Origin of the sequence: Pseudomonas fluorescens (genome assembly GCF_001708445.1) — a bacterium.
Lineage (GTDB): Bacteria > Pseudomonadota > Gammaproteobacteria > Pseudomonadales > Pseudomonadaceae > Aquipseudomonas > Aquipseudomonas gorinensis.
Window position 1 is genome coordinate 3918959 of record NZ_CP015637.1, and the last position, 12657, is coordinate 3931615.

The 12657-nt window shown below is 60.8% G+C and carries 12 protein-coding genes; 5 read left to right on the top strand and 7 right to left on the bottom strand.

Annotation, left to right across the window (positions count from 1 at the left end; genetic code table 11):
• The 4 genes from A7317_RS17245 to A7317_RS17260 all read right to left on the bottom strand — a co-directional run bounded on the left by A7317_RS17245 (position 1) and on the right by A7317_RS17260 (position 4792).
• On the bottom strand, positions 1-1341 hold the full coding sequence (locus A7317_RS17245; protein ID WP_024074884.1) for an LLM class flavin-dependent oxidoreductase: 1341 nt from the start codon (positions 1339-1341) through the stop codon (positions 1-3).
• A gap of 12 nt (positions 1342-1353) precedes the next feature.
• Positions 1354-2328: an ABC transporter substrate-binding protein gene (locus A7317_RS17250; protein ID WP_069076432.1), complete on the bottom strand. Its 975-nt coding sequence runs from the start codon at positions 2326-2328 to the stop codon at positions 1354-1356.
• A gap of 272 nt (positions 2329-2600) precedes the next feature.
• Positions 2601-4184: a rhodanese-related sulfurtransferase gene (locus A7317_RS17255; protein ID WP_069076433.1), complete on the bottom strand. Its 1584-nt coding sequence runs from the start codon at positions 4182-4184 to the stop codon at positions 2601-2603.
• Positions 4181-4792 carry a cysteine dioxygenase gene (locus A7317_RS17260; RefSeq protein ID WP_069076434.1) on the bottom strand — a complete coding sequence of 204 codons (612 nt, stop codon included), beginning with the start codon at positions 4790-4792 and terminating at the stop codon, positions 4181-4183. Before A7317_RS17260 ends, A7317_RS17255 begins: the two co-directional genes overlap by 4 nt.
• Positions 4793-5019: 227 nt before the next feature.
• On the opposite strand from A7317_RS17260, the gene A7317_RS17265 reads away from it, so the two are divergent.
• Together A7317_RS17265 and A7317_RS17270 are read left to right on the top strand one after the other, a co-directional pair.
• Positions 5020-5925 carry a LysR family transcriptional regulator gene (locus A7317_RS17265; RefSeq protein WP_069076435.1) on the top strand — a complete coding sequence of 302 codons (906 nt, stop codon included), beginning with the start codon at positions 5020-5022 and terminating at the stop codon, positions 5923-5925.
• Between the two features lie 323 nt (positions 5926-6248).
• Positions 6249-7043: a class II aldolase/adducin family protein gene (locus tag A7317_RS17270; protein WP_069076436.1), complete on the top strand. Its 795-nt coding sequence runs from the start codon at positions 6249-6251 to the stop codon at positions 7041-7043.
• 84 nt (positions 7044-7127) lie between these two features.
• Here A7317_RS17270 and A7317_RS17275 read toward each other — a convergent pair whose 3' ends face one another.
• Entirely contained in the window at positions 7128-8204 is a 1077-nt protein-coding gene (locus tag A7317_RS17275; RefSeq protein WP_069076437.1) for an LLM class flavin-dependent oxidoreductase, read from the bottom strand.
• A gap of 292 nt (positions 8205-8496) precedes the next feature.
• Between A7317_RS17275 and A7317_RS17280 the strand changes: the two genes are divergently transcribed.
• Positions 8497-9117 (top strand): phosphatase PAP2 family protein, encoded by a 621-nt coding sequence (locus tag A7317_RS17280; protein WP_069076438.1) that lies wholly within the window; start codon positions 8497-8499, stop codon positions 9115-9117.
• Here the strand turns inward: A7317_RS17280 and A7317_RS17285 are convergent.
• On the bottom strand, positions 9069-9416 hold the full coding sequence (locus tag A7317_RS17285; protein WP_069076439.1) for a hypothetical protein: 348 nt from the start codon (positions 9414-9416) through the stop codon (positions 9069-9071). The two genes, A7317_RS17280 and A7317_RS17285, sit on opposite strands and share 49 nt — an antisense overlap.
• Positions 9413-9721: a phosphomannomutase gene (locus A7317_RS17290; RefSeq protein ID WP_227496863.1), complete on the bottom strand. Its 309-nt coding sequence runs from the start codon at positions 9719-9721 to the stop codon at positions 9413-9415. Before A7317_RS17290 ends, A7317_RS17285 begins: the two co-directional genes overlap by 4 nt.
• Before the next feature lie 237 nt (positions 9722-9958).
• On the opposite strand from A7317_RS17290, the gene A7317_RS17295 reads away from it, so the two are divergent.
• Together A7317_RS17295 and A7317_RS17300 are read left to right on the top strand one after the other, a co-directional pair.
• Complete coding sequence (locus tag A7317_RS17295) at positions 9959-10399, top strand: low molecular weight protein-tyrosine-phosphatase (protein WP_069076441.1); 441 nt, start codon at positions 9959-9961, stop codon at positions 10397-10399.
• Positions 10400-10437: 38 nt separating this feature from the next.
• Positions 10438-12657: a polysaccharide biosynthesis tyrosine autokinase gene (locus tag A7317_RS17300; RefSeq protein ID WP_069076442.1), complete on the top strand. Its 2220-nt coding sequence runs from the start codon at positions 10438-10440 to the stop codon at positions 12655-12657.

Genomic DNA, 12657 nt, shown 5'->3' on the forward strand with positions numbered 1-12657 from the left:
TCAGGCCAGGGCCTTTTCGGGGGCGTCGATCACGCTGTAGCGGTTGGCCGGTACGTCCAGGCCGAGATTGTCGCGCAGGGTCTGGCCGCTGTACTCGGTGCGGAACAGGCCGCGCTGTTGGAGCACCGGCACCACCAGCTCGGTGAAGTACTGCAAGCCATCCGGCAGTACCGAATTGACGATAAAACCATCGCTGGCGCCAGTCTCGAACCAGGTCTGGATCGCATCGGCGACCTGTTCCGGGGTGCCGACGAAATCACGCTTGGGCCGTGAGAACCGCAGGGCCACTTCGCGCAGGGTCAACCCTTCGTCCCTGGCCAGTTGCTTGATGCGGTCCGAGCCGCCTTTCTGGCTGTTGGAGCCCAGGTCGCCGAGTTCCGGGAAGGGGGCGTCCAGGGGGTACTGGCTGAAGTCATGGTCATTGAACGGGCGGCCCAGGGCGACGATCGCGTCTTCCACGGTGACCAGGTCCACGGCCTGCTGATAGCGGCTTTCCACTTCGGCCTCGTCGCGGCCGACAATCGGGCGGATGCCCGGCAGGATAGACAGGCTGTCGGCGTCGCGGCCAAAGCCTTTGGCGCGGCGTTTGAGGTCCTGGGTGTAGGCCAGGCCTTCTTCGATGCTCTCCACGTGCACAAAGATGGCGTCGGCGTTCTGCGCCGCAAAGTTACGCCCATCTTCGGACGTGCCCGCCTGGAAAATCACCGGTTGGCCCTGGCGCGAGCGCGCAATGTTCAGCGGGCCTTTTACCGAGAAAAACTCGCCCTTGTGGTTCAGCGCATGCAGCTTGCTCGGCGTAAAGAATTCGCCGCTTTGCTTGTTGTAGGCAAAGGCGTCGTCTTCCCAGGAATCCCACAGGCCCTTGACCACGTTGAGGTGTTCCTTGGCGATGCGATAGCGCACGGCGTGCGGCGGGTGCTCTACCTTGCCGAAGTTGTCGGCGGTGCCGCTGAGCCACGAGGTGACCACGTTCCAACCGGCACGACCGCCGCTGATATGGTCCAGCGACGCGAACTGGCGCGCGACCTGATAGGGCTCGGTGTAGCTGACGGTCACGGTGGCGACCAGGCCGATGTGCGTGGTCAGTGCCGCGAGGGCCGAGAGGATGGTCAGCGGCTCGAAACGGTTGAGGTAATGCGGGCTGGACTTGGCGTGGATGTGAAGGCTGTCGGCGATGAACACGAAGTCGAACTTGGCCGCTTCGGCGAGCTCGGTCTGCTGCTTGTAGAAGCCGAAATTCGTGCTGGCGTTGGGTTGCGCCTGCGGGTGGCGCCATTCGCCCCAGCCGTGGCCGACACCGTGGACCATGGCCCCCAATTTCAATTGACGTGGCTTGCTCATGTTTTCTGCTCCTTAGCGCGAGGCTTGATTGTTGGGGGCACGCTTGGCGTTAAAGCTCTTGTCGAAGCCCTGGGACACGTCGATGTGCCTGGTCAGCAGGCCTTCTTGTTGGTAGGTGTCGGCGGTGTCTTGCAGGCCACTGATCACGCTGTCGTCGATCAGCACCGGGCTCAGGCGGGTCTCCTTGGCCACGGCCACATGCACGGCCAGCGGCAGCCCGGTGATTTTGGCCTGGGCGGCGGCGTACTCGTTGGGGTGGGTATTGGCCCAGGCGTAGGCGCGGTCGACGCGGGCGACAAAGTCATCCAACTGCGTGCGCTTGTCGGCGATGGCCTGGCTGGTGGCGGCAAGGTACAGGTGGTTGCTCAACAGCGTGTTGCCGCTGGCCACGATCCGCGCCTGGCTTTGTGAGGTGACCACCGTGGTGTAAGGGTCCCAGGTCGACCAGGCGTCGACGGTGCCGTTATCCAGCACCAGGCGCGACTCGCTGGGCAACAGGAAAATGAACTGCACATCCTTGGTGGTCAGGCCGGCCGTGGCCAGGGCCTTGATCACCAGGTAGTGGCCGATGGACCCGCGTCCGGTCACGATTTTCTTGCCCTTGAGGTCGGCCACTGTCTTGATCGGCGAATCCTTGGGCACCAGCAGGGCGGTGGTGTTACGCCCTTCGGCGTGGATGATGCTGACCACCTTGAGCGACGCTCCGGCCCCCAAGGCAAACACGTAGGGTGCGTCACCCAAGGCGCCGATATCCACGGCCCCGGCATTCAAGGCTTCGCCCAGGGGCGAAGCGGACGGGAACTCCGACCACTGGATTTCATAAGGCACGTTTTTCGCCTCGCCCGAGACTTCCAGCAGCGTCTTGATCGTCGATTTCTGGTTGGCCACCCGCAGCGGTTGCAGGTCGGCGGCGTGGGCGCTGGTGGCCAGGCCAAGGGCCAGGGCGGTGCTCAGGAGCAGGCGCTTGAATGGGGTAGTAAAGACCATGGGATGCAGGCTCCAGGCAGATCAGAAAAAAGGTTTGGCTACCTCCGCCTGGAGAAGGGGTCGGTGAGGAGTTCACGTTATGCTCATAAAAACATGCTGTGAAGTTCTTTTTGGTTATATGTTAATTATTAAAATAACTGATTATGTGTTTATTGATTATTCTAAAATTGCATGGATTAACCCTGAGGTGGATGCGGTCCATGTGGGAGAGGCGGTGCGACGATTCGACTTGCCTCCTCCCACAGGGATCTGTGCCGGGTATGGAAAAGTGATCAGATCACATAGAACCCATGGGTGCCGTCGCGGGCCAGTTGGTCGACTAAACCGAACTCCCAGTCCAGGTAGGCCTGCATGGCTTCCTTGGGGTTGTCCGTGCCTTCGTAAGGGCGGCGGTAGCGGTCGATACGCGGTGAGGCCAGGTGGGTTTCACCTTCTTCCAGCGGCAGTTGCGCGTTGATCCAGCCAGCGGTGCCGTCTTGCAGCAGGAACACTTGCTTGCCGGTGATGGCTTCGACTTCGGCCACGGCCAGGCGCGCCAGTTGGCTGCTGCCGCAGGTCAGCACGTAGCGCTGGGCGGCCGGCACCTTGGCCAGCGCCTGGGGCAGTTGCGCGCGCAAGGCCCACCAGGCACCAGGGATATGGCGTTTGACGTAGTTGGCGCTGGCGGTGAAATCCAGTACCGCCGTGTCGCCATGGGCCAGCCACTCGGCGAGGGTGTGCGGGCTGATCAGTTCGGCCTGGGGCGGTGCGGGCACCGGCGCGACCCAGGCGCCATGTTCGCTGAAATCTGCGGCTTGCAGGCCGTCCAGCACATGCACTTCCCAGCCCAGTTGGGCCAGCCATGAAGCCGACATATTGGCGCGCACACCGTCATCATCGACCAGTACCAGGCGTGCACCGCGCACGCTGGCAACGTGATCGGTTTCCTGCACCAACTGCCCACCCGGGGTCGAGCGCGCGCCGCGCAGGTGGCCGGCTTCGAATTCCTCCGGGGTGCGCACATCGAACAGGTAGGTGGTACGGGACGCCTGCTGTTGCCAGCGGTGCAGGTCGGCGAGGGTGGCGCGGCCGACGCGGGCCTTGTCAGCCACACGCCGCGCATCCGCGGCGGCGACCTGGCGGTGGGCTTCCGAGGTCGGGGCAAAGCGTCGCGACTGACCATGGGCGAGCTTCTGCCCGGCCAACGTCCAGCCGATGGTGCCGTTGCGCAGGGCCGAGACCGGGTTGGCCACGCCGGCATTGATCAGTGACTGCGTGCCGATAATGCTGCGGGTGCGTCCGGCGCAGTTGACGATGATGCGGGTGGCCGGGTCCGGCGCCAGCTCACGGACGCGCAACACCAGTTCGGCACCCGGCACGCTGATGCCGGTGGGGATGCTCATGGTCTGGTATTCATCAAAACGGCGCGCGTCGAGCACCACCACATCGGCTTGGCTGTCGAGCAGCGCCTGCACGTCTTCAGCGGCCAGGGACGGCGTGTGACGCTCACTTTCGACCAGCTCGCCAAACGCCTTGCTCGGCACGTTGACGTCGATAAACAGCTCGCCACCGGCCTTGCGCCAACCGTCGAGCCCACCCTCGAGCAGGCTGACCTGGGTATAGCCCAGCGCGAGCAAACGTTCGGCCGCGCGGGCGGCCAGCCCTTCACCGTTGTCGTAGACGGTGACCTGGGTATCCCGGCGCGGAATGCGCGAGTACACCTCAAGCTCCAGCTTCGACAGCGGGATATTCGCGGCGAACAGGGGGTGGGATTCGGCAAACGGTGCTTCTTCGCGCACGTCTACCAGGGCGACTTCTTCACGGTCCAACAGGGCCTGGCGAATCTGGGCGTAGCTGCGGGTGGATACGGTGCTCATAGGGCGGGGCTCTTTTCTTTGGACAAATCCCAGATATTCGGGAGGAAGGCATTGGAATAGCCGGAGATAAACAGTTTCTCGCTGCCGTCGGGCTGGTACACCGCGCGGCGCACGGCACCGATATTGGCGCCGTACACATGAATGCTGATCGACACTTGGTCGCTGTGGGCATTGCTGACTTGATGGATGTCGCCGATCTTGGGCGATACCGCCTCGACCTGGCCCGGCACCAACTGGACCGGCTTGCCTTCGGCGACCAGGCGCCCGTCGGGCGCGCGCTCGAAGCCCTGGGAAAACTCCGCACCGCGCAACATGCCGATCAGCCCCCACACCCGATGGTCATGAATCGGCGTGCTTTGCCCCGGCCCCCACACAAAACTGACGATGCTGAACCGCTGGCGCGAATCGGCGTGCAGCAAAAATTGCTGATAGCGATCGGGGTCGGGTTGGGCGAATTCATCGGGGAGCCAGTCGTCATGGCTGACCAGTTGCGCCAGCAGCTTGCCGCCACGGTGCAACAGGTCGCCTTCGCGTGGATTGCCGTCGATCAATTCCGCCAGGGCGCCTATGAAGGCTCTGAGTCTCTCGGGGTGCTTGGCTTGGGTCATGACAATTCCATCGGATACGTTTGATAGGAATGGGTTGATGGGTTTATATAAGCATAATGTTTATAGTTAATATGCTATTTTTTAATGATTAGCTTATAGCTGCAGGTAATTTAGAACCGGTCTGAATAGCGTTAGACGTTATCGATCACACGCTGGGCTATCCAGATAATCGTCCTGCAACTATGCTTTGCACACATCTTAATGACTGTTCTCTATGTGCGGCCCAAATGAAAATTGACGATATCGATGCCTTTGTCGAAGTGATTCGTTGCCAGTCCATCAGCCATGCCGCCGAGTCGTTGCAACTGACCCAGCCGGCCATCACCCGCCGCGTGCAGAACTTCGAGCAGGCGCTGGGCGTGGAGTTGTTCGACCGCAACACCAAGCCGCTCAAGCCTACGTTGATCGGCACCCGCGTCTATGAACAGTGCCGGTTGATCCTGCGCGAGATGGACGCCCTGCGCGAATTGGTCGCCACCGACGCACCGCCCACCGGCCTGTTACGCCTGGGCGTGCCGCAGACTATTGGTGACGTGGTGCTGCTCGATGCACTCAAGCACCTGCGCAGCGAATACCCCGACTTGCGCGCCCAGGTCGCCACTGGCTGGGGCAGCCAACTGGTGGGCAAGATCGAGCGCGGTGAGTTGGACGCGGCGGCGGCCCTGTTTCCGGCGGGCAAGGTTTTCCCCGACAACGTGGTCGGCGAGTCCATCGGCAAGATGGAACTGGTGGTGGTCTGCGCCAAGGCCCAACTGCCGAAGAAGCCCTGCAAGCTGGCGGACGTGTACCAGAACGGTTGGATCCTCAACCCGGATGGCTGCGGTTTCCGCGCCGGTTTGCAGCGCACCTTGTCCGATCAAGGCCTGGCCCTGCGGGTCAACCTGGAGACGTTCGGCACCGAGCTGCAACTGGGCCTGGTGGCCGACGGCCTGGGCCTGGGCCTGGTGCCGCGGCCTTTGCTGGAGCGCAGTGCCCACCGCGAGCAACTGGCGGTGATGCCGCTCAAGGATTTCAAGCCGGTGATGGATTTGTGGCTGATCTACCCGCACTTCCTCGGTAACTTGCAGGGGCCGGTGGACGCGTTTGGCAAACTGGTGGCGGCGTCCCTGCATAAGATCCGCAACGCAGCCTGATCCATGTGGGAGGGGGCTTGCCCCTGATTGCGGTGTATCAGTCAGCTCGTCTGTCGCTGACCCACTGCCATCGGGGGCAAGCCCCCTCCCACATTTGGACTGTGCAAGCCTTCAAGGCATTCTTGGCATTCACTGCCTTGGGCAACAGCTCCGGTTTGACTGGGTGTATAGAGATCAAAAATGTGGGAGGGGGCTTTGTGTTGGTGGTGTGGGTGTTATGAAAAAAAATAATAATTAGCTTAGATTAAAATGTGCTTTTTATTATTTTTTTCCATCCCCTAGGCTTGCTTGGAAGTCCTTAAGGCCATCCAGGAAGTTTTGCCATGAGCAGCGTCACCCCGATTTCCAGCGTTTCCAACCATGTTCGCCAGCGTGTCACTCCGGAAGAATGGGAGGTGCGCGTCAAACTGGCCGCCGCTTACCGGCTGGCGGCCCTGTACAAGTGGACCGACCACATCTACACCCACTTCTCCGCCCGTGTACCTGGGCCACACGAGCACTTCCTGATCAACGCCTTCGGGCTATTGTTCGATGAAATCAGTGCCTCCAACCTGGTCAAGGTCGACCTCGACGGCACCATCGTCGACGACCCTACCGGCTTGGGCATCAACTACGCCGGCTATGTGATCCACAGTGCCATCCACGGCGCGCGCCACGACCTGCACGCCGTGTTGCATACCCATACCCGCGACGGCATTGCGGTGTCGGCGCAGAAGGACGGCCTGTTGCCGATCTCTCAGCACTCCATCGGCTTCTCGGGGCGGGTGGCCTACCACGGTTATGAAGGCGTGGCCCTCGACCTCGACGAACGTGAGCGCCTGGTGGCCGACCTGGGCGACAAGAGCGTGATGATCCTGCGTAACCATGGGCTGCTGACCGCGGGTGTCAGCGTTGAACATGCGTTTCAACAGCTGCAACAACTGGAGCGCGCGTGCAATATCCAGGTCGCGGCGCAGGCAGCGGGGAATGCGGAGTTGATCTTCCCGCCGGCTGAAGTGGTGGCGAAGGTCGAGCAACAGGCCAAGGCGTTTGCCAGCGGCGAGGGGCCGGGTGTGGCGCGGCATTGGAATGCGCTGATTCGGCAGTTGGAGCGCAACGATACCGACTATAAGAACTGATCCGGAGCCTGGTGAAGATCAAAGTGTGGGAGGGGCGGTGCGACGATTCGACTTGCCCCTCCCACCTTGGTTTTGTAGTGGTTGTCAGGCGACTTTCTGCTCGCGTTCAGCAATCAGCTGGCGGGTGAGGGGGATCAACCGCTTGCCATAGTCGATCGCATCGTTGAGCGGATCAAACCCACGAATCAGGAAGGTGGTGATGCCGAGGTCGTAATAATCTACCAAGGCCTCCGCAACTTGCTCGGCGGTGCCCACCAACGAGGTGGAGTTACCTTGTGCCCCCAGCAACCCAGCAATCCCGGTCCACAAACGCTTATCCAGTCGCGCCCCCTGCGCCGCCGCCGCGAGCAAGCGGCGTGAACCTTCGTTTGGCGGTTCACGCCGCACAAAACCGTTCTTCTGCGCCAGCGCCGTCGCCTGCTGCAAGATGCTCTCGGCCCGCGCCCACGCCAGTTCCTCGGTCTCGGCGAGGATCGGCCGCAACGACAGGCTGAAGCGAATCGTGCGCCCGTGCCTGGCCGCTTCAGCCCGCACCTGGGTCACGATTTCGCGCACTTGCTCATAGGTCTCGCCCCACAACGCGTACACATCGGCATGCTTGCCTGCCACTTCAATCGCGGCCTTGGAGGAGCCGCCAAAGTACAGTGGGATATGCGGCTGTTGCGGTGACTTCACCGCAGAGTGCGCGCCCTCCACCTGGTAGTAAGTGCCGGCGAAGTCGAAGGGCTGTTCGCTGGTCCATTCCTGGCGCACCACGCTCAGGTATTCGTCCGTGCGCGCGTAGCGTTCGTCCTTGCCGATATGGCTGCCGTCGGCGCGCAGTTCGCGGTCGTCACCCCCGGTGATGATATGCACGGCGGTACGCCCGCCGTTGAACACATCCAGGGTGGCGAACTGGCGCGCTGCCAGGGTCGGTTGGGCAAAACCGGGGCGGTGGGCAATCAGGAATTGCAGTTTTTTCGTCACGCTGGCCGCATGGGAGGCGATCAGCGTGCTGTCCGGGCTGTTGGAGTGGAAGGCCACCAGGGCGCGGTCGAAGCCGGCCTCTTCGTGGGCCCGGGCCACGGTCTCCACGTAGTCCGGTTGCAGGGTCGGGCCGCTGCGCGGGTGGATCTCGGATGCGTGATGGCCACCGATATAGCCGATGAATTCAATGCTCATGGTCTGTCCTTGTCGAGTACGGGGTTAACACCTCCACCGGGCAGGGGGTCGGTTATTCGCGTCCAAGGTAGGGGCAGGGGCGGGGCCTGTAAAATGCCGATTGGTTCTAACCTAATTATTAAAAAGTAGAATCATAAATTGCATGGTTTATCAGTAATTTGCATTTTTGGTGTGGGTGCCCCAGAGATTTTCCATCCATAAGCGCTTTAGTCCGACCCAAGATAACGTTGTCATTTTTCCGCGCCTCAGGTCTGATGGGCGCGGGAAATATGATGGTATAGGTCAGCTATTCATGCGGGAACAACTTGCACACTATGGCGGTATTACCGTCATGATTCCGGCTGCACTGATGATCGCTGTCTGGTTATGGTATTCGGCACCCCAGGCGTTCAAGTGGTGGATAATCACGGTGGCCTCCACGTATTCAATCGTGGCCTTCAGCAAGTTACTGTTCAAGGGCTGGGGTGTCTCGTTTCAAACCCTCGACATCGCCGTGCTCAGTGGGCATGCGATGAATACGTGCCTGATGGTGACGGTGGCATTAAGTTTGATTGCACGCCAGTTCAACTATGCCTGGCGCTGGCCAGCGACGCTGGTCGGATTGAGCCTGACCGTTGGGTTCAGTGCTTATTGTGTCGCGCCATATATTCACCCGCTGAACGAAGCACTGGCCGGTGCCTTATTGGGGGCTGTCGCTGCGGTCGCTTTTCTATGGCGAATAGACGTTGTGCGCGTCAATGTATCGCCGTCGCTGATCGGTGGTGGGTTAGTCTTCCTTTCGTTATGTGCGCTGGTGCCTAAGTACAACGCCGAGACTTTGCTCAACCATGTCGCCGTGACGGTCTCGGGGGCGCAGCAGGCGCATCAGGAGCCGGCCTGGCGCACTGTCTCCCGGCACATAAAGGCCGAATAGGCCGCCAGATCCAGCGCCAGGTTGCTTTCCACCAGCAACTGCAACAACACCGTCTGCGAGTTGAAACGTCGCTGATTGCCCTGGCGCCGGGCACCGTTCATTTGCTTGAACAGCGTATGGGTCACCGCCTGCGGCGGGCTGCCCTGCAGTTGGTCCAGCCAATGGGAAATCGTCTGCGTATTATGCGAGCGTTGTCCCGCTTCCAGTGGCTCGGTCAGGGCGATGCCGACAAATGTTTCGAATACCTGGGTCAGCTTTTTCAGCGCATAGGCACGCCTTAAATGAACGTACGGGTTCATGGGCGCTCCTCGGTGCCGGAAATATTCGCCAGTAATTCGGCGGTCTTGGCTTGCATGAAGTGACTGTCACCGCGACTTTCCACGCACAGGCACACCGACAAGGCGTTATTGACTTGCAACTTGAAACGCCAATCGGCAAATACCATCGACAATCCGGAACCGCTTTCGTCGACATCTAAAGAGTTGCTGGCGTACAACACTTGCATGCGCTCGACAACGGTGCTCGGATTATTGACGTCGACATGAATATCTCCCGAAGAAGGGAATAGGCCAATACGCTCTACCAGTAACTTTGAACTTTTCATGGCCGTCCCTCGCTGCTGTGTTCAAGTGGCACTTTATTATGAAGATGCGCAAAAGTAAGGGAATGTTATTTTTAGTCGGTTATTGCCGTGGGTGTTATTTATTGTCCTGCTCGATAGATGGTCGCACTCTGTCAGCTGTGATCATAATTACACGGTCGCAAATTGCTTGTTATTTAAAGATGGAAATAAGGTCATCCCTTTGCCGATTAATTACTGTGCGGTGCGTGGGAGGTTGCCTTGTTTAAAAAGATTTTGATCGTGTGCATCGGCAACATTTGCCGTAGCCCTACTGCGCAACAACTGCTGGGCGCCGCACTTGAGTCCTCCGGGATACAAGTGAGTTCGGCGGGCCTGGCGGCCTTGCGTGACCATCCGCTGGAGCCCACTGCAGGCCAGGTCCTGCAGGAACACGGGCATGTTCCCCTGGCGCACAAGGCGCGCCAGCTCAGTGTCGAGGCCGTGAGCGAGGCGGACCTGATCCTGGTGATGGAGCAACGACACATCGACGGTGTGCTCAGCCTCGCTCCCGAGGCCCGGGGCAAGGTGTTCCTGCTGGGCAAATGGCAGCACGAACGCGAGATCAAGGACCCCTATCGACAGGGCAAGGCCGCCTTCGTGCAGGCCTATGCCCTGATCGAGCAAGCCGCACAGGCCTGGGCACAGCGCCTGGCGCGCTAGCGCCTCCTTTTATGATTGCAAGGACGAAGACTCGATTTATGTATTCACCCCAGAACGCCTCCGCTGACAGCCCGCACCGTGACGAGATCGATGTACTCGGCATGTTGGGTACCCTGATCGATCACAAATGGCTGATTGCCGGGATCACCGGCACCTGCATGTTGATCGGCGCTGCCTACGCCATTCTGGCAACGCCGGTGTACCAGGCCAACGCCTTGATCCAGGTGGAACCGAAGAAAAACGACATGCTCGGTTTCTCCGATGTGAGCAGCCTGTTGGGCAAGGAATCGCCGGCGGTGACCGAGATCGAACTGATCAAGTCGCGCACCATCATCGGCAAGACCGTCGACACCCTGAAGCTGGACATCACCATTACCCCCCAACATTTCCCGTTGATCGGTGGCTTCATGGCCCGGCGTTATGTGCCCGACACCCCGGGCGATGTCGCGCCGCCACTGTTCGGTATCAGTCGCTACAGTGCCGGCGGCGAGCGCCTGAGCCTGGCGAAGCTGAAGCTGCCGGCCGGGTTGCTCGGTACTACCCTCGTGCTGGTGGCTGGCGAAAACCAGGGCTACCAACTGTTTGACGAGGATGACCAGCAGATCGCCGCTGGCCGCGTCGGCGAGCCGTTTGCCTCGGGCGACGTGGAGGTGCTGGTCGAAACGTTGCGGGCCAACCCCGGCGCGCGGTTCAAGATTGTGCGCAAGCCGCGCCTGGACGCGGTGGCCGATTACCAGGACCTGCTCAATGTGGTGGAGCGGGGCAAGGAGTCGGGGATCATCAGCCTGACGCTGGAGAGCACCCACCCGGCGCTGGCGGTCCGCACGCTGAATGAAATCTCCAACCTGTATGTGCGCCAGAACGTCGACCGCACCTCGGCCGAGGCGGCGCAGAGCCTGTCGTTCCTCAATGACCAATTGCCCCAGGTACGCCGCGACCTGGAGAAGGCCGAGAACGCCCTGAACCGCTTCCAGACCCGCAGCAAATCCATCGACATCAGCCTCGAAGCCAAGGCCGTGCTCGATCAGGTGGTGGCCCTGGACACCGGCATCTCCGAGCTCAAGCTGCAACAGGCGGAAATGGACCGCAAGTTCACCCGTCAGCACCCGGCTTACCGCGCGTTGCTGGCCAAGCTCGACGAGCTCAACGGCAAGCAGGCGCAATTGACCAAGCGTGTCGAAGGCCTGCCCAGCACCCAGCAGGAACTGTTGAGCCTGACCCGTGACGTGCAGGTGGGCACCGAGATCTATACCCAGTTGCTCAATCGCTCCCAGGAACTGGACGTGATGCGCGCCGGCACCGTGGGCAACGTGCGCCTGATCGACAGCGCCGACGCCAACATCAGCAAACCCGTGGAGCCGCGCAAGGTGATCGTGGTGCTGCTGGCCATGTTGCTCGGCGGCATGCTTTCGGTTGGCCTGGTGCTGGTCCGCAGCCTGCTTAACCGTGGCCTGGAAAACCCGGATGACATCGAGAAACTCGGCTTGCCGGTGTATGCCTCGATCCCGTTCAGCCCCCTGCAAAAGGCCGAGGAAACCCACGCCGCCAAGAGCCGCTCGGTCGCGCCCTCGCTGTTGGCCGTCAATCATCCCCACGACCTGGTCATGGAGGCCATGCGCAGTCTGCGTACCAGCCTGCATTTCGCGATGCTGGAGGCCAAGAACAACCGCTTGATGATTTCCGGCCCCAGCCCGGAAGTGGGCAAGACCTTTGTTTCGGCCAACCTGGCAGCGGTGGTTGCCCAGTCCGGGCAGCGCGTGTTGCTGATCGATGCGGATATGCGCAAGGGCTATTTGCACAAGATGCTCGGCAAGTCAGTGGAGATCGGTTTGTCCGACCTGCTGGTCAAGCGTTGTGAGTTGCAGGAGGCGATTAAAACCACCGATGTGGCGCAATTCGATTTCATCGGCCGTGGGCAGATCCCGCCCAACCCCTCCGAATTGCTGATGCACCCCAATTTTGCCGCGTTACTGGCCGAAGTCAGCGAGCGCTATGACCTGGTGATCATCGATACACCGCCGCTGCTGGCCGTGACCGATGCGGCTATCGTCGGCCGTCAATCCGGTACGAGCCTGCTGGTGACCCGTTTTGGGGTGAACTCGGCCAAGGAAGTCGAGCTGACGCTGCGCCGCTTTCATCAGAACGGTATCGAGCTCAAGGGCGCGATCTTCAATGGCGTGGAGAAACGTCGTTCCGCCAGTTACGGCTACGGCGATTACGGCTACTACCACTACGCCTACCAGTCCGACAAAGCCTGA

Excerpts from the sequence above, each read along its gene's own strand:
- A7317_RS17245 (WP_024074884.1), bottom strand. The coding sequence starts at position 1,341 with ATGAGCAAGCCACGTCAATTGAAATTGGGGGCCATGGTCCACGGTGTC.
- A7317_RS17250 (WP_069076432.1), bottom strand. The coding sequence starts at position 2,328 with ATGGTCTTTACTACCCCATTCAAGCGCCTGCTCCTGAGCACCGCCCTG.
- A7317_RS17255 (WP_069076433.1), bottom strand. The coding sequence starts at position 4,184 with ATGAGCACCGTATCCACCCGCAGCTACGCCCAGATTCGCCAGGCCCTG.
- A7317_RS17260 (WP_069076434.1), bottom strand. The coding sequence starts at position 4,792 with ATGACCCAAGCCAAGCACCCCGAGAGACTCAGAGCCTTCATAGGCGCC.
- A7317_RS17265 (WP_069076435.1), top strand. The coding sequence starts at position 5,020 with ATGAAAATTGACGATATCGATGCCTTTGTCGAAGTGATTCGTTGCCAG.
- A7317_RS17270 (WP_069076436.1), top strand. The coding sequence starts at position 6,249 with ATGAGCAGCGTCACCCCGATTTCCAGCGTTTCCAACCATGTTCGCCAG.
- A7317_RS17275 (WP_069076437.1), bottom strand. The coding sequence starts at position 8,204 with ATGAGCATTGAATTCATCGGCTATATCGGTGGCCATCACGCATCCGAG.
- A7317_RS17280 (WP_069076438.1), top strand. The coding sequence starts at position 8,497 with ATGCGGGAACAACTTGCACACTATGGCGGTATTACCGTCATGATTCCG.
- A7317_RS17285 (WP_069076439.1), bottom strand. The coding sequence starts at position 9,416 with ATGAACCCGTACGTTCATTTAAGGCGTGCCTATGCGCTGAAAAAGCTG.
- A7317_RS17290 (WP_227496863.1), bottom strand. The coding sequence starts at position 9,721 with ATGAAAAGTTCAAAGTTACTGGTAGAGCGTATTGGCCTATTCCCTTCT.
- A7317_RS17300 (WP_069076442.1), top strand. The coding sequence starts at position 10,438 with ATGTATTCACCCCAGAACGCCTCCGCTGACAGCCCGCACCGTGACGAG.